22 protein-coding genes and 1 tRNA gene are annotated in these 21,597 nt (G+C 37.8%); 12 read left to right on the top strand and 11 right to left on the bottom strand.

Going from position 1 to position 21,597, the window contains the following annotated elements:
- The first annotated feature begins 253 nt into the window (after positions 1–253).
- Entirely contained in the window at positions 254–2,350 is a 2,097-nt protein-coding gene (locus tag FJR08_RS04160) for a WD40 repeat domain-containing protein (RefSeq protein ID WP_168632256.1), read from the top strand.
- Between the two features lie 192 nt (positions 2,351–2,542).
- On the top strand, positions 2,543–4,273 hold the full coding sequence (gene recN / locus FJR08_RS04155; RefSeq protein WP_015078620.1) for a DNA repair protein RecN: 1,731 nt from the start codon (positions 2,543–2,545) through the stop codon (positions 4,271–4,273).
- 433 nt (positions 4,274–4,706) lie between these two features.
- Here the strand turns inward: recN and murA are convergent, their stop codons facing one another.
- The gene (gene murA, locus FJR08_RS04150; RefSeq protein ID WP_168632305.1) at positions 4,707–6,086 is read right to left on the bottom strand and encodes a UDP-N-acetylglucosamine 1-carboxyvinyltransferase; all 1,380 of its coding nucleotides are present in this window, start codon (positions 6,084–6,086) and stop codon (positions 4,707–4,709) included.
- 255 nt (positions 6,087–6,341) lie between these two features.
- Between murA and FJR08_RS04145 the strand changes: the two genes are divergently transcribed.
- From FJR08_RS04145 to FJR08_RS04135, 3 genes are all read left to right on the top strand, one after another.
- Positions 6,342–6,425: transfer RNA gene (locus FJR08_RS04145), tRNA-Leu, on the top strand.
- A gap of 55 nt (positions 6,426–6,480) precedes the next feature.
- Entirely contained in the window at positions 6,481–7,263 is a 783-nt protein-coding gene (locus FJR08_RS04140) for an RNA methyltransferase (protein ID WP_168632255.1), read from the top strand.
- 139 nt (positions 7,264–7,402) lie between these two features.
- On the top strand, positions 7,403–8,344 hold the full coding sequence (locus tag FJR08_RS04135; RefSeq protein WP_168632254.1) for a LysR family transcriptional regulator: 942 nt from the start codon (positions 7,403–7,405) through the stop codon (positions 8,342–8,344).
- A gap of 128 nt (positions 8,345–8,472) precedes the next feature.
- Here the strand turns inward: FJR08_RS04135 and FJR08_RS04130 are convergent, their stop codons facing one another.
- The 8 genes from FJR08_RS04130 to FJR08_RS04095 all read right to left on the bottom strand — a co-directional run bounded on the left by FJR08_RS04130 (position 8,473) and on the right by FJR08_RS04095 (position 11,681).
- A complete protein-coding gene (locus FJR08_RS04130; protein WP_174782977.1) occupies positions 8,473–8,772 on the bottom strand; it encodes a hypothetical protein in 300 nt (99 codons plus the stop codon).
- Positions 8,773–8,776: 4 nt separating this feature from the next.
- Positions 8,777–8,983 carry a hypothetical protein gene (locus FJR08_RS04125; RefSeq protein WP_371415538.1) on the bottom strand — a complete coding sequence of 69 codons (207 nt, stop codon included), beginning with the start codon at positions 8,981–8,983 and terminating at the stop codon, positions 8,777–8,779.
- Positions 8,984–9,409: 426 nt separating this feature from the next.
- A complete protein-coding gene (locus FJR08_RS04120; protein WP_168632253.1) occupies positions 9,410–9,694 on the bottom strand; it encodes a type II toxin-antitoxin system mRNA interferase toxin, RelE/StbE family in 285 nt (94 codons plus the stop codon).
- On the bottom strand, positions 9,694–9,930 hold the full coding sequence (locus FJR08_RS04115; RefSeq protein WP_174782976.1) for a hypothetical protein: 237 nt from the start codon (positions 9,928–9,930) through the stop codon (positions 9,694–9,696). The genes FJR08_RS04120 and FJR08_RS04115 overlap by 1 nt, the downstream gene beginning before the upstream one ends.
- A gap of 227 nt (positions 9,931–10,157) precedes the next feature.
- On the bottom strand, positions 10,158–10,556 hold the full coding sequence (locus FJR08_RS04110; RefSeq protein WP_168632252.1) for a type II toxin-antitoxin system VapC family toxin: 399 nt from the start codon (positions 10,554–10,556) through the stop codon (positions 10,158–10,160).
- A 4-nt stretch (positions 10,557–10,560) separates the two neighbouring features.
- Positions 10,561–10,857 carry a hypothetical protein gene (locus FJR08_RS04105; RefSeq protein ID WP_168632251.1) on the bottom strand — a complete coding sequence of 99 codons (297 nt, stop codon included), beginning with the start codon at positions 10,855–10,857 and terminating at the stop codon, positions 10,561–10,563.
- A gap of 216 nt (positions 10,858–11,073) precedes the next feature.
- Complete coding sequence (locus FJR08_RS04100) at positions 11,074–11,484, bottom strand: PIN domain-containing protein (RefSeq protein ID WP_168632250.1); 411 nt, start codon at positions 11,482–11,484, stop codon at positions 11,074–11,076.
- Complete coding sequence (locus FJR08_RS04095; RefSeq protein ID WP_168632249.1) at positions 11,481–11,681, bottom strand: type II toxin-antitoxin system VapB family antitoxin; 201 nt, start codon at positions 11,679–11,681, stop codon at positions 11,481–11,483. Before FJR08_RS04095 ends, FJR08_RS04100 begins: the two co-directional genes overlap by 4 nt.
- A gap of 241 nt (positions 11,682–11,922) precedes the next feature.
- On the opposite strand from FJR08_RS04095, the gene FJR08_RS04090 reads away from it, so the two are divergent.
- The 3 genes from FJR08_RS04090 to FJR08_RS04080 all read left to right on the top strand — a co-directional run bounded on the left by FJR08_RS04090 (position 11,923) and on the right by FJR08_RS04080 (position 13,766).
- Positions 11,923–12,198 (top strand): hypothetical protein, encoded by a 276-nt coding sequence (locus FJR08_RS04090; RefSeq protein WP_027402764.1) that lies wholly within the window; start codon positions 11,923–11,925, stop codon positions 12,196–12,198.
- The gene (locus FJR08_RS04085) at positions 12,177–12,596 is read left to right on the top strand and encodes a type II toxin-antitoxin system VapC family toxin (RefSeq protein ID WP_039199932.1); all 420 of its coding nucleotides are present in this window, start codon (positions 12,177–12,179) and stop codon (positions 12,594–12,596) included. The genes FJR08_RS04090 and FJR08_RS04085 overlap by 22 nt, the downstream gene beginning before the upstream one ends.
- A gap of 336 nt (positions 12,597–12,932) precedes the next feature.
- Positions 12,933–13,766, top strand: a complete 834-nt coding sequence (locus FJR08_RS04080) for a hypothetical protein (protein ID WP_168632248.1) — start codon at positions 12,933–12,935, stop codon at positions 13,764–13,766.
- Between the two features lie 21 nt (positions 13,767–13,787).
- Here the strand turns inward: FJR08_RS04080 and FJR08_RS04075 are convergent, their stop codons facing one another.
- Together FJR08_RS04075 and FJR08_RS04070 are read right to left on the bottom strand one after the other, a co-directional pair.
- Positions 13,788–14,363, bottom strand: a complete 576-nt coding sequence (locus FJR08_RS04075; RefSeq protein WP_168632247.1) for a Uma2 family endonuclease — start codon at positions 14,361–14,363, stop codon at positions 13,788–13,790.
- A 460-nt stretch (positions 14,364–14,823) separates the two neighbouring features.
- Complete coding sequence (locus FJR08_RS04070; protein ID WP_168632246.1) at positions 14,824–15,225, bottom strand: hypothetical protein; 402 nt, start codon at positions 15,223–15,225, stop codon at positions 14,824–14,826.
- A gap of 378 nt (positions 15,226–15,603) precedes the next feature.
- On the opposite strand from FJR08_RS04070, the gene FJR08_RS04065 reads away from it, so the two are divergent.
- The 4 genes from FJR08_RS04065 to FJR08_RS04050 all read left to right on the top strand — a co-directional run bounded on the left by FJR08_RS04065 (position 15,604) and on the right by FJR08_RS04050 (position 21,559).
- Positions 15,604–19,590 (top strand): magnesium chelatase subunit H, encoded by a 3,987-nt coding sequence (locus FJR08_RS04065; RefSeq protein WP_168632245.1) that lies wholly within the window; start codon positions 15,604–15,606, stop codon positions 19,588–19,590.
- A 179-nt stretch (positions 19,591–19,769) separates the two neighbouring features.
- Positions 19,770–20,414, top strand: coding sequence for a transposase (locus FJR08_RS04060; RefSeq protein WP_168632244.1), 645 nt, complete (start codon positions 19,770–19,772; stop codon positions 20,412–20,414).
- Positions 20,415–20,520: 106 nt separating this feature from the next.
- Positions 20,521–20,832 carry a HigA family addiction module antitoxin gene (locus FJR08_RS04055; RefSeq protein ID WP_168632243.1) on the top strand — a complete coding sequence of 104 codons (312 nt, stop codon included), beginning with the start codon at positions 20,521–20,523 and terminating at the stop codon, positions 20,830–20,832.
- 184 nt (positions 20,833–21,016) lie between these two features.
- A complete protein-coding gene (locus FJR08_RS04050) occupies positions 21,017–21,559 on the top strand; it encodes a hypothetical protein (protein ID WP_168632242.1) in 543 nt (180 codons plus the stop codon).
- Positions 21,560–21,597 lie beyond the last annotated feature (38 nt).

Below are 21,597 nucleotides of genomic sequence, written 5' to 3'. Positions count from 1 at the left end.
TTTCTCTACTTAGAATCTCATGTAATCAATAAGCTAAGGATTTTACTAGGGTATTGACATCTGGAAATTTTATGCTATTGTCAAGATATACAATCTGGAAGTTTTCATATCTAAAAATTAGCGTTGCGGAAGGAAAGAACTTTTTGCACGCAGAGACGCAGAGGCGCAAAGAGTATAAAGTTTTATTTGCTGAATTTTATTGACTATGTTTTGTGATATAGTAATCACGACTTGACAAGTAATACCAGTTAACATGAATAATCGTCAGTTGCTAGAATTTAGCGAGTATGTATGTTTGGGGTTATCAGTATTAGGAACAATAGTAGCGACAGCGACGCAACAGGTGGTTTATGCAGTTATTCCCCTGAGTTTAAGTGTAGCTTTAAATTTAGTTAATCGTCCTAAGTTTAATTATTCCCAATCACAAATTGAGCAATTACAAACAAGTTTGCAAAATATCACTGAAGAATTTCACCAAGTAGAAAAAACCATGAATACCTCTAATCAACGTTTGGAACAAATCGAAGCTTGGAGACAACAACTCAGCCAAATTATTGACCAAACTATTGAAAGTGCTATTAATGAACGTTTGGGAAAACTTGAAGTGTACAAACAGGAAATTAGTCAGATTGTTGACCAGAAAATTCAAATATCAATGCAAAAATTAAGTACAGAATTTAATGCAGTTCATCAACAAATGCAAGTTATCAATAATCGGGTACAGCAATTAGATATTTCTTTAGAAAGTTTAGGTTCTACTGTTGATAAAGATGAATATTTGAGAAATATTGCAGAATTGCAAACTGAATTATCACAAATTAATCAACAGCTACAAGTCTTTAGTTCTCGATTTGCAGAAATTGAACCTTCTATCAAAAATGGCAATGAAAGCAGTCAGCAACAATTAGCAGAATTACGGGATAATCAAAGTCAGAAATTTACCCAAATTCATCAACAAATCGAAGTTGTTAATTCTCGATTTGCAGAAATTGATAATTCAACACAAAAATTACATCAGACAATTTTAGAACAAAACCAATCAATAGGTGAAATTAAAGAAAAGCAAGAAAGTGAAATTTCCAAAAATAATGATATCCTTGATTCTATTAACCAACGGTTGACAGATGGATTAACAGAATTAGATAGTTTATTTACAGCTTTGGTACAACCGTTACAGGTTGAAAATAAATCAAATTCGCAAACAAATCCAATACCAGAAACAGCAAGTCAAGAAAGAGAAGAAATTAATAGAATTAATAACTTAGATTCTATTGGAAATTCTATTAACGAATCGTTAAAAACATTAGATGTATTAACGGAATTAAATACTTGGTTTAACCCGTCACAGTTAGGAAATGAATCAAGTATAAAAGAATCAGATAATTATCAAGAAACACTAGAAGTAATTCCTACCACATCTATAACAGATGACAAAACAGGAAAATTAGTATTTTTCAGTAATCTCAAAGGACATAAACATAAAGTTCTCTCTGTCGCTTTTAGTCCAGATGGTAGATTTTTAGCAAGTGGTAGTGATGATACAATAATTAAATTGTGGGATTTAGCAACTCAGCAACATCGCACCTTTGCAGGACATGGAGAATATTCTTGGTCTAGAGGGATTAATTCCCTAGATTTTAGTCCAGATGGTAAATTCTTAGTCAGTGGAAGTGATGACAAAACTATTAAATTGTGGGATGTAAATTTAGGAATAGAAATTTTCACTTTTACAGGACATCAAGAAAGAGTTAATGCTGTCTCATTTAGTCCCTTGGGAAAAATTTTAGCAAGTGGGAGTAAAGACAAAACAGTTAAACTGTGGTCATTAGAAACAGGAAAAGAAGTTTACTCTTTCAAAAGTCATACCGATGATGTTTTATCTGTAACTTTTAGTCCCGACGGTAAACTATTAGCTAGTAGTGCAGGTGGTAATGATAAAACTATCAGGATTTTACAATTAGCTGAAAATAAAGTGAAAACATTAACAGGACATTCTGATTGGTTTGGAGGGATTACTTCTCTAGCATTTAGTCCCGACGGAAAAACTTTAATTAGTGGTAGTCAAGACAAAACTATTAAACTTTGGAATCTAGAAACTAGTCAAGAAATTAAAACCTTATCAGGACATTCTGATCATATTTGTTCCGTTGCATATAGTCCCAATGGACAAATTTTAGCGAGCGCTAGTAAAGATAAAACAGTGAAATTATGGTCAGTCGCTAGTGGAGAAGAAATTTCCAGCGTAAAATGTACCGATTCTGTAATTTACTCAATTGCTTTTAGTCCAGATGGTAAAATATTAGCGGCTGGGAGTGGAGATACAACCATTACTATGTTTCCCATAGCCTAAGTTTGATTCTACAGGTAGGGTAAAGCCTGAACTAAACCCTTACACCTCTAAGTTTTGAGCGTTGCTAATAGCCATATTGAAGTAGAAAAAAGGAAAATTAAAAATCTTCACCTTTGCGCCTTTGCTTCTTTGTGCCTTTGCGCGAAACATAATTTGAAACCGGGTAAATCTGCAATAGTAAGGATTATTTAAATGCTGCTATATTTAAGAATTGAAAATTTCGCCTTAATTGATCATTTGGAATTGGATTTTGGTGCGGGTTTGAATGTGTTGACGGGAGAAACCGGCGCAGGAAAATCAATTATATTAGATGCTATTGATGCGGTTTTAGGTGGTAAAGTCTCTAGTCGGGTGATTAGAACTGGCACAAATCGCGCTATAGTGGAGGCGACTTTTAGCGTTACTCCGCCCCTAGCAGCTTGGTTGAGTGAACAAGAAATTGATTTAACCGATGATCATGCTGTGATCATTAGTCGAGAAATTGCCACTACTACCAGTAATATCCGCAGTCGGTCACGGGTGAATGGGGTACTGGTGAATCGCCCCTTAATGGCAGGATTACGGGATAACTTGGTAGAAATTACGGCACAAGGGCAAACGGTACAAGTGGGACAATCTGCCCAAGTTCGAGATTGGTTAGATTTATATGGTGGTGATGCTTTGTTGCACAAACGCCAAAATGTCGCTGCTGCTTTCATTGTATATCAACAAGCCCGGCAAGCGCTGGAAAAACGCCGGACATCGGAACGGGAACGGCTGCAACAATTGGATTTATTAACATATCAAGTCCAAGAATTGGGCGCTGCTAATCTTGATGATGCCCAGGAAATGGAACAATTAAATCAAGAACGGGAACGCCTGAATCATGTTGTGGATTTACAACAAATGAGTTACAAAGTTTATCAGGCTTTGTATCAAGATGATCAGGAAACTCGGACTGCTGCTGATTTATTAGCCGATGGAGAGATGACATTAACTCACATGGTGGAGTATGATTCTCAATTACAATCTTTGTTGGAATTGGTGCGAGATGCCGTTGCAGCGGTAATGGAAGTGGGGAGACAAATTAGTATTTATGGAGAAGGGTTAGAAGCAGATCCGCAACGGTTGGAAGAGGTGGATGAACGGATACGGGAATTAAAACAAATTTGTCGCAAATATGGACCGACTCTGACGGAAGCTATTTCTTATTATGAACGTATTCAAACTGAATTAGCTGAATTAAATAATAGTGAACAATCTATCGAAACTTTAGAACAACAAGAACAATTATCTTTACAAGAACTCCAACAAATTAGTCACCAATTAAGCCAATTACGGCGGCAAACTGCGGCTAATTTAGAATCTCGGTTATTAGCTGAACTCAAGCCGTTAGCGATGGATAAGGTGAAATTTAAAGTAGAAATTGTCCCCATTTCTCCCGCAGCTACAGGTGCAGATAAAATTACTTTTATGTTTAGTCCTAACCCCGGTGAACCTATTCAACCATTAACAGAAATTGCTTCTGGTGGAGAAATGAGCCGTTTTTTACTAGCTTTAAAAGCTTGTTTCCATCAAGGAAATGAAGTGGGAACAATGATATTTGATGAAATTGATGTGGGAGTTTCTGGTAGAGTTGCCCAAGCTATAGCGGAAAAATTGCACCAACTTAGTCAAGGACATCAAGTATTATGTGTAACTCATCAGCCTCTAGTTGCCGCAATGGCAGATCGTCATTTTCGCGTTGATAAATTAGTTATTAATAAAGCCAGAAATAGTAATGATGAACAGCGGACTGTGGTGAGGGTGACAAGTTTGGATAATTTAACTACTCGTCGGGAAGAATTGGCTCAGTTAGCTGGTGGTAAATCGGCAAATGAGGCAATTTCTTTTGCTGAATCTTTATTATTACAAGCTGCTAATCATCGGGAAAGGGGGAAATAGATGGTGAAATTGTCTGAGAGGGTGTTTGAAAAGTTTTGAATGTATAGACTGACCCCTCTCCAAACCTCTCCCCTGCAAGGGGAGAGGCTTTAAAACCCCCATTCCCTTGCAGGGAAGGGGGGTAGGGGGGTTAGGTTTTTGGAGATTACTGGTTTGATATAATACTTTTCAAACAACCTCTGATAGCCTAGCACACTGCGGCGTAAATAAAGCAACCATATTCAATCGCCAAAAAGCCTACTGTATATTAGTTTTGACTTTTGACTTTTGACTTTTGACTTCCGCCCTGCGGTACTAGTGTGGTGCAAGCCGGATCAGGATGTCCAGGATTTTAGCAACTTTGTCAAATTTAATCAATAGCCAAAAGCGATCGCACTTCGCACAATACGGAGAGCGATCGCCATTAAGTTTACAACAACAAAATACTCAAACCTTAGATAGAAACTGAGGCTGGGGGATTAATGTTATTAACAAGTAAATCTGCATCTTTTGACGCTTCATTTACACGAATAATTTTTGCTCCTAATTGCTGCAACTTCAGATCCAGACGATCATAACCCCGATCTAAATGGTGTAATCCTTGCACTGTTGTTGTTCCAGATGCTGCTAATCCGGCGATAACTAAGGCTGCGGAAGCTCTTAAATCTGTACCTATAACTGGTGCGCCTGATAACATTGGCACTCCCCGCACAAAAGCAGTATTACCTTTAACACGGATATCTGCACCCAAACGATTCAATTCGGAAGCATGACGCAAGCGATTTTCAAAGACTGATTCATTAATGATACTGTCACCTTCTGCTACAGCTAGTAAAGCCATAAAAGGTGCTTGCATATCCGTGGGAAACCCAGGATGAGGCAAGGTATCAATATTTATAGCCTTGAGAGTTTTCGCTGGTAAAATCCGTAAGCAATCTTTTCCTTCCTCAATAATTGACACGCCAATCTCTTGCAATTTAGCAATAACTGGGATTAAATGATCCGGTACAATTGGGGATAGAAGAATTTCAGAGCGGGTAATTGCTCCAGCGATTAACAAAGTCCCTGCTTCAATGCGATCAGGAATAATAGTATAGTCGGTTGAGTGTAATTTAGGTACGCCAACTATAGTAATTGTACTTGTTCCCGCACCTTGAATTTTTGCTCCCATTGAGTTGCAGAAGTTAGCTAAATCAACTACTTCTGGCTCTCTGGCAGCATTATCAAGGATGGTTTCTCCATCTGCTAAAGTAGCAGCCATCATCAAGGTTTCCGTCGCACCGACACTGGGAGTATCTAAGTAGATTTTCGCGCCTCTTAACCTACCATTATTTCCGGGAACATAAGCATTACAAATACCATGTTCAATTTGCACCTCTGCGCCCATTGCTTGCAGTCCTCTGACGTGCAAATCTACCGGTCTAGCCCCTATGGCACAACCACCCGGCAAGGGCATTTGTGCAACTCCTAGTCGGGCTAAAATTGGACCAATGGCAAAAAAACTGGCTCGCAGTTGGGTAACGAGTTCATAAGGGGCTTTAGATGTGGTAATTTCCCGCGCATCAACATCTAAAATGTCCCCTTCTCTATTTAAACGTAATCCTAAAGCTGATAGAACTTGTCCCATTCGCGCTACATCCGCCAATAAAGGAACGTTGCGAATGCGACAATCGCCAGAACAGAGGAACGTTCCCGCCATGATTACCAGTGCGGAATTCTTAGCCCCGCTAATGTTTACATGACCGCCCAAAGAATGCCCTCCACTGATTTGCAAGACTGAGGAGTCTGCTTCTAGTGAAGATTTGGCATCTGGTAAGCTGCTAGAAGAATTAATAAGCCTACCTCCAAAAGTAAGTAATTATAAATGTTTGATGTTGGTTTTGATTCTATCTCGACAATCATCTAGCTAAAAGCCGGAAGATTTTTCTTGAAGTTGTCAAATGCCATAAAGTCGTTAAATTCTATCATGCAGTATGTCAGCTTAATTGGAAAAATGGGGATTAGCTAGATGTCTATTCTGGCAAATTTTTTCTTGACAAATGAAAATGATTAGGACATAATGATAAATTGTAAATAAGATTCAATTCCAGCGGAACTGGCGGAATTGGCAGACGCGCTAGATTCAGGTTCTAGTGCCTTCACGGGCTTCCGGGTTCAAGTCCCGGGTTCCGCATATCAGTATATCAATTTTGGATTGATCTCAAATCCGAAATTTCAAATCTAAGATTGTGTTAACAAGTTTACAAAATTCCCTAGTTAAACAAATCCGCAAGTTGCACTCCACCAAGGAGAGAAATAAGCAACAGCTTTTTTTATTGGAAGGAACGCATTTATTAGAAGAAGCTTGTGCGGTTAGCTATCCTTTAGATGCGGTATGTTGTACTCCTCAATGGCAGGAAACCCATCCCCAATTGTGGAAAATTATTTGTGGTCAATGCTATCGTGTTGAAATTGTTAGTCCAGAAGTTTTAGCAGCAATGGCAACAACTGTCAATCCTGATGGTATAGTGGCGATAGCTCAACGAGAAGCACAAGCAAGACAAATTCCGTTTACTGGTTTAGTTCTGGCTTTGGAAACTGTCCAAGATCCTGGTAATTTGGGGACGATGATTCGCACAGCCGCAGCGGCAAGTGCATCAGGTTTGTGGTTAAGTGAAGATAGTGTAGACTTAGATAATCCCAAGGTTTTACGCGCTTCTGCTGGGCAATGGTTTCGTTTGAATATGGCTGTAAGTGGAGATTTGAAAGCCACAGTTCAACAAAGTCAGCAAGCAGGAATGCAGGTAGTAGCTACCTTACCTCATGCCGATTTAACTTATTGGCAGGTAGATTGGTGTAAACCTAGTTTAATATTATTGGGTAACGAAGGGGCAGGATTATCAGCGGATTTAGCCGCGTTGGCAGATATTCAAGTAAAAATTCCTCTTAATCCTGGGGTGGAATCCTTGAATGTAGGAATCACTGCTGCTTTAATGTTATATGAAGCCCAAAGACAGAAAATTTCTGGATAATCTTCAGTTATAGATTTTTGTTTTTATGTGAGAGATTTAATATTGGACTTGAGAACTTTGTATAAATAACACTCAAAATTTTATTAGTGTTACAGAATACTATACTATATATAAAAATTGTTATCAGAGGAGAATCGGCTTGAACCAAGCGACATTGCACCAGTTGAAGGTGTTCGAGGCTGCTGCCCGGCATGGTAGTTTTACACGCGCTGCGGAAGAGTTGTTTTTGACTCAACCTACCATATCCATGCAAATTAAACAGTTGACGAAATCCGTAGGTTTGCCATTATTTGAACAGGTAGGAAAGCGTTTATATTTGACACAAGCAGGACGGGAATTATTTGCTACTTGTCGGCAAATTTTTGAGACTATGGACAAGTTTCAAATGACGATTGCAGATTTAAAAGGACTAAAGCAAGGACAATTAAGGCTGGCAGCAATTACCACAGCAAAGTATATTATTCCCAGATTGTTGGGGCCTTTTTGTCAGCTTTACCCTGGGATTGATATTTCTCTCCAAGTCACAAATCATGAACTGATTTTAGATCGGATGATGAGTAATTTAGATGACTTGTATATTATGAGTCAGATTCCCGATCATTTCGATGTCAGTTTTCAGCCATTTTTAGAAAATCCTTTAGTAGTTTTTGCACCAGCTAATCATCCCTTAGCGAAGGAAAAAAATATTCCTATTGAACGTTTAGGTGATGAACCGTTTATTATGCGTGAACCGGGTTCAGGAACTCGCAGCGCTGTCCAAAGTCTATTTGAGGAACATGGGGTAAAAGTGAAGGTGAAGTTGGAATTGGGGAGTAATGAAGCGATTAAGCAAGCGATCGCTGGTGGTCTAGGTATATCCGTATTATCCCGTCATACTTTACTCACGGACACTGCGGAATTTAGCATTTTAGATGTCCAGCACTTTCCCATTAAACGCACTTGGTATATGGTTTATCCTGCTGGTAAGCAATTATCCATTATTGCTCATACCTATTATGAGTATCTTTTAGATGCAGCGAAAAGAATTACTGAGCAAGGTGGTTTAATCTTAGATCATAATTTGGTGGAAACTAATCTTTAGATCAAGCTGCTGTAGATACATAATCACTTGGCTATGTATCTAAAAATCACCAATATCTAAACGTAAATACAGATAAATTGATGTATAAAAAAAACAAAAGAAGGGAACAGGGAACAGATAAGAAACGTTTAAAGCTCAGTCAAAAAAAAGATGTTTTTAAAATTTAATTTGGCATGAATTTCACAGGATTTTTCAATAATTTCTAAATCATCTAACAATAATACAGGATAATCATTACAAAATCCATGAAAATCTACTAATTGTTTAGTAGCATTGAGAGATATCAAACCTCTTTTAATTTCATAGTAGGTTATACAACTAATAAATATTTCTGAACCAAGAAAGCTTAACTCTCTCAATTTATTATTTATGGTTGTATTTTTCTTTAACGCATAGCTAACGATATTTGAATCAAGTAAAAAAATCATGGTTTTATTTTCTTGCTACTGCTGCATCAAAAATCGCTATTTCTTCTGGTGTTAAATCGTTTAATGTCCCAGCAACAGCTTCTAATGTTAAGATTTTACCAATCCTTCTGGTTAAATCATGTTCTTTAATTGCTCTCATTGCTTCTGGGGAAAATCTGCTAAATAATTTTATCAACATTTCAGTCATTTCATATTGATCTAATTTCACCATCTAGAAACTACTACCCCGAAATAGTTTATCTACAACATGAGAAATGGGTTCTGTTAGTTCTTGTTGATAGTCGGTTAATTGTTCTTGCATGATGTTTACTCTGTTTGTGCTTTGGAAAAATCTAATTCTTATTTATATTATATCGTTCAATAAATTAATTTTTTAATATTCATCCCCAAACAGCGATTCCTCGGTCGCGCTAGTTCCCTCCGGGACACTACCGCGAACGCTATCGCTCATAAATCCCTAATTTTAAACGAACTGCTTGCAGCAGCGCTAGTTTCCTCCGGGACGCACTCGCGTTCGCTATCGCACCCCAACATCCCCAAACAGCGATTCCTAGGTCGCGCTTCGCGATCGCACACAACCCCCTAATTTTAAACGATCTCTCTCCCAACCAACATCCTAAACAGCGATCAATCTCTTTTAGTAGACATCATCATGAGAACCTATATTTAAAAGAACCAATACTTCTTCACCAGTTTCATCATCTTTTTCCATAGAGAAAATAATCCGACAGTCATATCCACAGGAACAAGCACGTAAACCATCAAACTCACCTTTTAACTGATGAGTAGCAAGGTTAGAAGCAAATAAATCTGTTTCCATTTGCTGTAATGTTTCCTCAATACGTGCTTGTAAATTCTGATCATGTCTGATGAATTTTCGCAAAGATCGCTTGAAGCGAGAAGTAAGAACCAGTTTTCTCATTATGTTTCATTAGTATTTAAGTAAGTTCTCAACTCAGCGATCGCTTCAATTGCGGTTTGAGGTTTAAGATTACCAGTTCTAAATTCAGCTAGTGCTTCCTGTGATGAATTTGCTAATTCTTTTCGTCGCATATCAGCTATTCGACGTTGTAGGATATTAATTAGTAGTTCTTGTTGATCAAGTGGTAGATCAGTCACTAGATTGAGAACTTCTTCAAATGTGTTAATTTGTTGCATAAATGCTCTCAACTGAATTACTTTATTTATTTTAGTATTTCTCTTGTAGCTTTGCTAATAATAAAATAAAATATCGCACTCCCACACATCCCCACAACAGCGATTCCTAGGTCGCGCTTCACTATCGCACTACCCCAATTTTACGCGAACTGCTTGCAGAAGCGCTAGTTCCCTCCGGGACGCACTCGCGTTCGCTATCGCTCTCCCAACTTATTCCTAAATTTTTATCACAACCAATTTTCTAATTTAAGTCCTTCAATTCTTAATAAATCAGAATCATTAGAAACGAGAATTAAATCGCGGACAATTGCTGTAGCTGCTATTAAAATGTCAGCATCTTGGATAGGAGTACCTTTGACTTTTAATTTGGCATGAATTTCACAGGATTTTTCAATAATTTCTAAATCATCTAAAAACAATGTTTGATATTTTTGAAAAAAGATATGAAATTCGGACAATTGCTTGACAGCATTAATAGATAAAAGTCCTCTCTTGATTTCATAATAAGTAATGCAGCTAATAAATACCATTCTTCCCTGAATATTGACTTCTCGGAGTTTATTATCTACAATGGCATTCTTTTTTAAAATGTAACTAACGATATTTGAATCTAGTAAATAATTCACGGTTTTATTTTCCTGCTACTGCTGCATCAAAAATCGCTATTTCTTCTGGTGTTAAATCGTTTAATGTCCCAGCAACAGCTTCTAACACAAGAATTTTATCAATTCTTCTGGTTAAATCATGTTCTTTAATTGCTCTCATTTCTTCTGGGGAAAATCTGCTAAATAATTCTATCAACATTTCAGTCATTTCATGTTGATCTAATTTCACCATGTAGAAACTACTACCACGAAATAGTTTATCTACAACATGAGAAATGCGTTCTGTTAGTTCTTGTTGATAGTCGGTTAATTTTTCTTGCATGATGTTTACTCTGTTTGTGCTTTGGAAAAATCTAATTCTTATTTATATTATATCGTTCAATAAATTAATTTTTTAATACTCATTCCCAAACAGCGATTCCTAGGTCGTGCAACGCTTACGCTCACAACTCCCACCAACATCCTAAACAGTGATTCCTAGGTCGCGCTTCGCTATCGCACTCCCAACTTATGCCTAAATGGCGATTACTAGGTCGCATTAACCCTCAACAGGTAATAAAATAATAGGAATATGTACTAGAAAATTCTGAAAATCATTGTCAGTGGAGAGGATGCTGTAGCTGCGACGATGAGCAGCTGCACAAATCAAAAAATCAGTATTTGAACCCTGAATGCCTTTACTGCGGCAGGTATTAAAAAACTCAGAGGCAAGTTCGTAGTCTTCTGGCATGAGTTCTAAATCAGGGAAAGCTCGAAGGTAATCTCGCAGACGGGTAAACTGTTCAAAATTGCGGATTCCAGAAAGAATTTCCTGGCGAATCGCGCCTAGTAAAGCAACTTGGTCATTAGTGATTAAATTCTGCAATATTGTGACTGCTGGGGAAGAATCAGGTGGTGTTTTCCGACGTAGAGCCAGTGACCAAACGGAAGTATCAACAATAATGCTCATGCTTGATGACGTTGCTGCTTATAGTTATAGCCTTCGTCATACTCGATAGTCCCAAAGAGGTCTAATACTTTGAGCCGCTTACGACGTTGAATATATTCGCGCAGCGCTGTTTCTACTAAAGAATCAATGTTCACCTGATTGTCAAGTGCCAACGCCTCATTTAGTAAGGCTTCGTTGATGTTGAGAGATGTAGTCATAATCAATTCTGATCCTAACAATGACTAAATAAATGGTAGCTCACTCTAGGCGATCGCTCACAACCCCCTAATTTTAAACGAACTGCTTGCAGCAGCGCTTCGCTATCGCTCACAAATACCCTAATTTTCGGCGATTCCTAGGTCGCGCTTCTTCATTAAGACACTAAGCAAATAATTAGTTAATAAAATTGCACTTATTTGTTATAATATTATTTGTGGTTAATAAGAGAGAAATTATCTTGTGAAATCTACATTTAACTGGAATCCAGAACAGACTTTACTCGAAAAACTGATCAATCTGGCTAGTAACCGTGGTCAATCACCGGAATCAATTATTAGTGAAGCTGTCAGATCATACCTGGAAATCCAATCACTAGAAACAGTTAATGATGCTGTATCTGATCCATTAATTGGCTTATTTGCAGCCACACCTGATTTAGCTATTAATTCCGAAGATATTCTTCAAAATGAAGTGACAGAGAAATCAGGTTGGACATGGAAAGAACCCCAGCAGTAGCTGATACTGGCTTTGTTGTCGCATTGTTGAATCGTTTGGACACAATGCACAATAGTGTAACACCAGTATACACACAACAAAAACAAATTTTATTGCCACAAACAGTATTAGCAGAAGTGGCTTATTTAGTAGGACGTAATGCAGGTTCAGCAACATTAGTCGCTTTCTTAAAAGGACTATCTGCAAGTAGATTTATTTTAGTAGCTTTGACAGATCAAGATTTGGTGCGTGTTGCGGAAATTTTGGATGAATATGCAGATAGTCGGATTGATTTTGTAGATGCAAGTGTTATGGCTATAGCTGAACGTTTTGATATTAAAAGAATATTGACTTTAGATCAGCGAGATTTTAGATTATTTCGACCTCAGCATTGTGATTGTTTTGAGATTTTGCCTTGAAAGAAATATATAGTTAATATATAAGCGCGATTCCTGCGGAGCGCTTCGCTATCGCACCCCAACATCCCCAAACAGCGATTCCTAGGTCGCGCTATCTCTATTCCTTCGGAACGCTATGCGAACGAGACGCTACCGCGAACGCGATCGCTCACAACCCCCTAATTTTAAGCGATTCCTAGGTCGCGCTTCGCTATCGCAATTCCAACTTATTCCTAAAGTGCGATTCCTAGGTCGCGCTTCGCTATCGCTCTCCCAACTTATCCCCAAACAGCGATCGCTATTGACTATGTTGTTTTACAATAGATATTGTTGATTTTTTGAGGTAAAATTATTATCATGGATAATTCCGAACAAGTTTATGAGTCCAATATTTTAAAAATTGCGATCAATAAATATTTAGATAAAAATTTACAAAAATCTCAGGAAAATCTACAAAGACTTGAAGCTAATAAAGATGAAATTGTTTGGGATATAGTCAGTGCGATTTATAATCAAAGTGGATATAAAGTTACTATGTCTTTTGCTAGAGATATAGTTGATCAGAGAATTAAAGATATGAAAGAGCAACTTAAAAAAGATGAAGAAAAAGCTCATCAAGAAATGATTGCTTATCGAAAAATGATGAAAATTAAAGCTGAACAGGAAAAGGCTTATCAAGAAATAATCAGAATTACAGATGAAGATGAAGAAGAAAAAGCTCATCAGGAAAAAATTAGATTAGAAAAAAAACGTAAAATTACTAATTTTATTGACAGTTTACCAAAAGAGTTAAATTTTGATACAACCAAACTAGATATTTTTATAATAATCCATAAACTATGTTGTGAACATTACGATTATTATGCTTTTGATGAATTAGATGAGGAGAAAATTTTCAATACAGAATTATTTATGAAAATTCTGGAAACTAAAATATTTGCACATACCTTGTGTGACGCTAAGACTTTTATTCCAGTTTCAAATTATCGTTATGAAGACGAGAGACGTTATAGATGGGTGTGGGGAACTTGTGATGGTGATAGTTGTGATGCCCAGGAGCTATTGATGGCTTTTAATGAAGAATTTGATATATGGATATCAGAAGAGGAAGTTGGAAAGTTAGACACTGAAAAGTCAGTCTATTTAAAAGATATTGTTAATTGTATATATAACAAAATAACAACTTCATAACTATTTCATAACTGTATGATTTTACCAAATCATCCCCAAATTCAAAACAAAACCCTTTAAAACATCTTCCCCCGAAACCGTAGGAGGAGAATCCAAAACCTCAACCTCCTTACCTGATCTATAAATCTCCACTTGACGAGATTTACGATTAATTAATATACCCAAACGTACACCATTATCTATATATTCCTTCATCTTTTCCTGTGTAGTCTTCAAACTATCACTAGGAGAAAGTAACTCAATCACAAAATCAGGACAAATAGGAGGAAACTTTTGTTTTTCCTCATCAGTTAAAGCATCCCATCTTTCTAACTTAATCCAAGAAGCATCAGGAGAACGATCTGCACCATTTGGTAACTTAAAACAAGTAGAAGAATCAAAAGCAATGCCAGTACCATCAGCATCAGTCCAGTTAAATAACTGTTGATTTAATCTACCATTACGATTTCCCGTTTCTCCTCCCGTTGGTGGCATAATTATTAACTCTCCATTTGCATTTCTTTCAAATCTCAATTCGCGGTTGTTTTGACATAACTGAAAAAACTGCTCATCAGTCATTTTTATTACTGAATCTAAATTGACAGTTAAAGCATTCATTGTCATATCCTCATTGAAAAATAAGGCTGTAATTTTAACTATATCATATTATATACCATTGAATCTATAATATAAGCGATCGCCTATTTTTCTTGATTAAGGGTTGAACGCAGATAAACGCGGATTTTTTGTCTGAATCAGGATGTCCAGGATTTGAGGATGTACAGGATGTAATTGCTCATTTGTTTGTTGGTGGTTAATGTTGTAATTGTCTGATAGCGTAGCGTGGCGTTAGCCATATCAGAATAAACAAAATCATCCCCAAATTTTCACCAACAATTATTAAATAACATCCTGTGAATCCTTTAATCCTGGTTATCCTGATTCTGACAAAAAATCATAATCGCACCCCAACATCCTCAAACAGCGATCGCACTTGAGAATATTAATTGCACTGGAGTGCCGACTTTGCTGTCCAGTCGGAAATACAGGTTTTATTATGCTTAACCTTCAAATTATCCTAATCTAAAACAATATTAGTTCCTGTCCGAAAGGCACGATAACGACCTCTGTTAGGAACTTCAATGATTTCACCGTAGCCTTCTCTTAGACAAAAATTGAAGGGATCATTTGGAGCTTTTTTACATTTACCGCATTCATGCCAGCCATCTCCAGTATTGTTATCGTATCTACACTTTTTGTTAGAAACTGGAATAAAACAATTCATAAAATTTTGACTATTTGGAGTATTGCCAAAACTTCCCTGAAGTGAAGGAGAAATACGATATCGCCATTGACCATCTATTGTTTTATAACTTTCACACTTGTAAGTTTTTGGTTTGGCTTGAACAGGAGTTTGTATATTCATTACCACCATAAGAACTGTAGCCAACATGGAAATACTCAAAAGTTGACGAATCATAAAAACTACCTTTTATTGGTTAGGTATAAAGGTGAGGTTGAGCCGCTACCGCGTAGTTTGTTTCCGACAGGGTACTCGATCGCTCCCAACTCAAAACCAGAATATCACAATACTGTCAGCACTAACGTTTTGTTACATAACACCATAACTATTGTAAACAAAATTTAAAAACAAGTGAGAGAACCTGCATTCTTTGTTAAGATTCATGAATAAATATGTTGTTTTCTATATCATTTTGTGTCAGATATAGGACAAAACCCCCACAGAATCCGAGTTTTCTGCTAAAAAACTCTTATTGCCGAAAATAATTGCAGTTACAAACGGCCATATCAACCGTGATGAACTCCACAAAAACACGCCTTAAAGGAGCTTATTTGAATGTTTACCCAAGTCAAGTCCACTATTAGGCATATTGCACCTGACGATTTACGGGGACGTAAATTAATCAAGGTTGTCTATGTCGTGCTAGAATCCCAATACCAAAGTGCATTATCGCAAGCGGTACGGGAAATTAACGCTAATCATCCTAGCGTAGCCATAGAAATCAGTGGATACTTGATTGAAGAACTACGCAACTCTGAAAACTATGAGGAGTTGAAACGCGATATAGCCAGTGCTAATATATTCATTGCTTCTCTAATTTTTATAGAAGACTTAGCACAAAAAGTAGTTGCCGCAGTCGAACCCCATCGTGATAACCTAGATGTATCCGTTGTCTTCCCCTCCATGCCCGAAGTTATGCGCCTCAATAAAATGGGTAGCTTCTCTTTGGCGCAGTTAGGACAATCCAAGAGCGTGATCGCTAACTTCATGAAAAAGCGCAAAGAAAAATCTGGCGCTGGTTTCCAAGACGGAATGTTGAAGTTATTGCGGACTCTCCCCCAAGTGCTGAAATTCCTCCCCATGGAAAAAGCACAAGACGCGAGAAACTTCATGCTCAGTTTTCAGTATTGGCTAGGTGGTTCAGCCGAAAATCTGGAAAACTTCTTGCTGATGCTGGCTGATAAATACGTATTGAAAGGCGCGGAAAAAGAAAGCTTTGCTGCTGCTAAGTATGAAGCACCAGTTGTTTATCCCGACATGGGGATTTGGCATCCTTTAGCGCCGACTATGTTTGAGGATGTGCGAGAATATCTGAACTGGTATTCTGCCCGCAAGGACATTTCCCAAGACCTGAAAGACCCCCTTGCACCCTGTGTAGGTTTGGTTTTACAACGGACTCACCTCGTTACCGGCGATGATGCCCATTATGTGGCAATTGTGCAGGAATTGGAATCTTTAGGGGCAAGAGTTCTCCCTGTTTTTGCTGGTGGTTTGGATTTCTCTAAACCAATAGAAGCTTACTTCTATGAACCAATTACAAAAATGCAGTTAATAGATGCGGTGGTATCTTTAACTGGTTTCGCTTTGGTGGGTGGACCCGCTAGACAGGATCATCCTAAAGCCATTGAAGCATTAAAAAGGTTAAATCGTCCTTACATGGTTGCCTTGCCTTTGGTCTTCCAAACCACCGAAGAATGGCTAGATAGCGATTTGGGGTTACATCCCATTCAAGTGGCTTTACAGATTGCTATACCCGAACTAGACGGCGCAATTGAGCCGATTATCTTATCAGGTAAAGATGGAGCAACTGGGAAAGCGATCGCTTTACAAGACCGAGTAGAAATAGTTGCCCAACGCGCCTTAAAATGGGCAAATCTGCGCCGCAAACCCAAATTAGACAAGAAAGTTGCCATCACCGTTTTCAGCTTCCCTCCCGACAAAGGTAACGTGGGTACAGCCGCATATTTAGACGTATTCGGTTCTATCTTCGAGGTTTTACAAGGACTCAGAAACAACGGTTACGACGTGCAAGACATTCCTGCAAACGCCCAAGAATTGCTAGAACAAGTCATCCACGACGCACAAGCACAATACAACAGCCCCGAACTCAACGTTGCTTACAAAATGTCTGTGCCAGAATATGAAGCACTGACACCCTACTCCCACCGCTTAGAAGAGAACTGGGGACCACCTCCCGGAAACCTCAACAGCGACGGACAAAATCTGTTGATTTATGGGAAACAATTTGGTAATGTTTTCATTGGAGTCCAGCCGACATTTGGTTATGAAGGCGACCCCATGCGGTTGTTATTCTCCCGTTCCGCAAGTCCCCACCACGGTTTTGCAGCTTACTACACCTATCTAGAACGGATTTGGGGCGCTGATGCTGTGTTACACTTTGGTACTCATGGCTCGTTGGAATTTATGCCCGGTAAGCAAATGGGAATGTCTGGTGATTGTTACCCAGATCAACTAATTGGCTCAATTCCTAACCTGTATTATTACGCAGCTAATAACCCCAGTGAAGCCACAATTGCTAAACGTCGTAGTTATGCAGAAACAATTTCTTACCTGACACCACCTGCGGAAAATGCTGGTTTATACAAGGGTTTGAAAGAACTCAGCGAGTTAATTGCTTCTTACCAAACTTTGAAAGACACTGGCCGGGGCGTTTCCATTGTCAATTCCATCATGGATAAATGCCGCATTGTCAACTTAGACAAGGATATTGAGTTACCAGAAACCGATTCTAAGGATATGTCCTCGGAAGAACGGGATAACATTGTTGGTAGCGTTTATCGGCGGTTGATGGAGATTGAATCGCGCTTGTTACCTTGTGGACTGCACGTGATTGGTAAGCCTCCTAGTGCCGAAGAAGCGATCGCTACTCTGGTCAATATAGCTAGTTTAGATCGACAAGAGGAAGAAATTCAAGGTTTACCGGGAATTATTGCCAAAAGTCTCGGTCGCAACATTGAGGATATCTACAAGAACAATGATGCCGGAATTTTGGCAGATGTGCAACTATTACAAGATATCACCCTCGCTACCCGTGCGGCTGTTACAGCCTTAGTTCAAGAACAAATTGACGCAGAAGGTAGAGTGATAGCGGTTTCCAAGTTGAACTTCTTCAATATGGGTAGAAAAGAACCTTGGGTAGAATCTTTGCACAAATCAGGTTATCCCAAAGTTGATAATTCTGCGTTAAAACCCCTGTTTGAATATTTGGAATTTTGCTTAAAACAAGTTTGTGCAGATAACGAACTTGGTGGCTTATTGCAAGGTTTAGAAGGTGAGTATATTCTCCCCGGTCCTGGTGGTGATCCTATCCGTAATCCTGACGTATTACCCACAGGTAAAAATATCCACGCACTAGATCCCCAATCTATCCCCACATCTGCCGCAGTCCAATCGGCGAAAATCGTCGTGGATAGGCTGCTAGAACGAAACAAGTCAGAAAATGATGGCAACTGGCCAGAAACCATCGCCTGTGTCCTCTGGGGTACAGATAACATCAAAACCTACGGCGAATCCCTCGCCCAAATTATGTGGATGGTGGGAGTGCGTCCAGTTCCCGATGCTTTGGGACGGGTGAACAAGTTGGAATTGATACCTTTGGAAGAATTGGGTCGTCCTAGAATTGATGTAGTGATCAATTGTTCCGGTGTATTCCGCGACTTGTTCATTAACCAAATGAACTTGCTGGATCAAGGTGTGAAAATGGCAGCAGAAGCTGATGAACCCTTGGAAATGAACTTTGTCCGCAAGCACGCTTTGAAACAAGCGGAGGACATGGGAATAAATCTGCGTCAAGCTGCAACTCGCGTTTTCTCTAATGCTTCTGGTTCTTATTCTTCTAATATTAACTTAGCGGTGGAGAATAGCACTTGGGATAGTGAAGCTGAGTTACAGGAAATGTATTTGAAACGGAAATCTTTCTCTTTCAATTCTGATAATCCTGGGGTTATGGATGAGTCAAGGGAGATTTTTGAAACTACTTTGAAGACTGCTGATGCAACTTTCCAGAATCTCGATTCTTCGGAAATCAGTTTAACAGATGTTTCCCACTATTTTGACTCAGATCCGACTAAGTTAGTGGCAAGTCTGCGTGCAGATGGTAAGAAACCATCGTCTTATATTGCAGATACAACTACCGCGAATGCACAGGTGAGAACTTTATCGGAAACTGTGCGTTTAGATGCGCGGACGAAGTTGTTAAATCCCAAATGGTATGAGGGGATGTTGTCTCACGGTTACGAAGGTGTGCGCGAACTTTCTAAGCGGTTGGTTAATACTACTGGTTGGAGTGCGACTGCTGGTGCTGTGGATAATTGGATTTATGAGGACACGAATGAGACTTTCATCAAAGATGAGGAAATGCAAAAGCGTCTCATGAATCTCAATCCTCATTCTTTCCGCAAGATTGTTTCTACTTTGTTGGAAATGAATGGACGCGGTTATTGGGAGACGAGTGAGGAGAATTTAGATCGTTTACGTGAGTTGTATCAGGAGGTGGAAAATCGGATTGAAGGGATTGAATAATTTCTGATAATAAATGTAGAGACGTTTGATGTTGTAGAGACGTTCCATGGAACGTCTCTACATTTTGGGTAAAACGTTTTTACATTTTGTAATTTGTTCGTTATATTGTGGGTCATTTATTCATATTACATAACCCACATTTTTATTAATCGTAATTTTTCACATATATAAATAAAACCATGACATTATTCAAAAATAAATATAGAGTTGAATCAACCAGATTACCAAATCGTGATTATTCACAAAATGGTTGGTATTTTGTGACGATATGCACTTATGAACGTGAATGGTTATTTGGTGATGTTGTAAATGGTCAAGTTCATTTATCAACAATTGGTCAAATAGCACAAAAATTTTGGGCTGAAATTCCTCAACATTCTAAACATACATATATAGATGCGTATGTGATTATGCCCAATCATGTACACGGAATCATTGTAATTGATAATCCTGAATCTAAAGAAATTTCCCCAAGTAAAGACGTTACCCAATGTAGAGACGTTCCATGGAACGTCTCTACAAAATCGGATGGGAATGATAATTCTACAACATCGGATGATGATTTTGATGAAACAGATGTTTACAGGAATTTATCGAAAATGTCCCCAAAAGCAGGTTCATTGAGTGTAATTATTAGGTCATATAAAGCTGCTGTTACCCGTTGGTGTAATATGAATGGTTATTCTAATTTTGCTTGGCAACAGCGATTTTTTGATAAAATTATTCGTGCTGATGGATCTGTGGATAAGATTAGGGAATATATTATTAATAATCCTCTTAAATGGGATTATGACAAGAATAATTCATCAGGTTTATGGATGTGATATCAGATTTTATAAAGATGTGATATCCATAATGTCGAAACGTGATATACATAACGTAGAGACGTTCCATGGAACGTCTCTACATTAAATTAAAGGAGTATTAGTTATGAATAATTGGCAAAATATAACTGATGAGAGATTAGCAAAACCAATACATCCAGGTGAAGTAATTGCAGATATTTTAGATGATTTAGAAGTTAATTATAACGATTTTGCAGAAGTTTTAGGAGTATCTCATCAAACAATTCAGGAAATTATTAATGGTGAAAAATCCATTACTGTAGATATTGCCATTCGTTTGGGTAAAGCGTTGGGAAATAGACCGAGATTGTGGTTAAATCTTCAGCAAAAGGTTGATGTTTGGGATGCTTTGCAAAGTCATCAGGAAGAATATGAGCAAGTTATGACTTTGGTTTAATAATTAGCAATATTTAAGATTTGTTAAATACATTATACCAATACCTAACCTAAAAAATTAGATTAATGGTATATAATGGGAGATGAGATAGTTAAAAATATTGCCTTAATATTTCATGAGAGTATGACTATGAATGCTTTAACTATAATGGCGGAAATAGCAGTTCTTTAAAGGGTGATCAATTATGGAATCTCAAGATTTATTAGATTATATAGATAATTTAGTTTTTAATCAAACTGGGAAACATCTTGATAATTTACAATTTTCTATCTTAACAGGTGTTTTAAATGGTCAAAAATATCCAGATATAGCTAAAGATTATAATTGTACTAAAGGTCATGTTAAAGATAAGGCTTATGAATTATGGCAAATTTTATCTAAGACATTAGGACAAGATATTAATAGATCAAATTTTTCTGTCACGATTAGAAGATTAGGAATTCCTAATACACAATCTCATCTTGTACATCCTATTCAAGTAGGTAATATTAACTTTTATGGTAATTCGTCAAAGGAAGAATCTGCTATTATAGATGATGATGATGTTCAAGAAACCAATAAAACCAATTTATACGCAAATGATTATCAAATAATTATTGAACAAACTGAAAAAAAGACAAAATTACAAACAATTCCTAAATTAGTTAAAATAGGTTTAACGGCTGAACAAGTTGCCGAAATGTTAGAATTACCATTAAATGAAGTTCAAGAAATAGTCAGAGTATAATATATCATCAAAAGGTATCGCTGTTTGCGATGTTGGGA

Source organism: Dolichospermum sp. UHCC 0260, assembly GCF_009711985.1.
Taxonomy (GTDB): domain Bacteria; phylum Cyanobacteriota; class Cyanobacteriia; order Cyanobacteriales; family Nostocaceae; genus Dolichospermum; species Dolichospermum lemmermannii.
The sequence above is the reverse complement of the archived record's forward strand: the minus strand, read 5'-3'. Positions and strand labels throughout refer to the sequence as shown.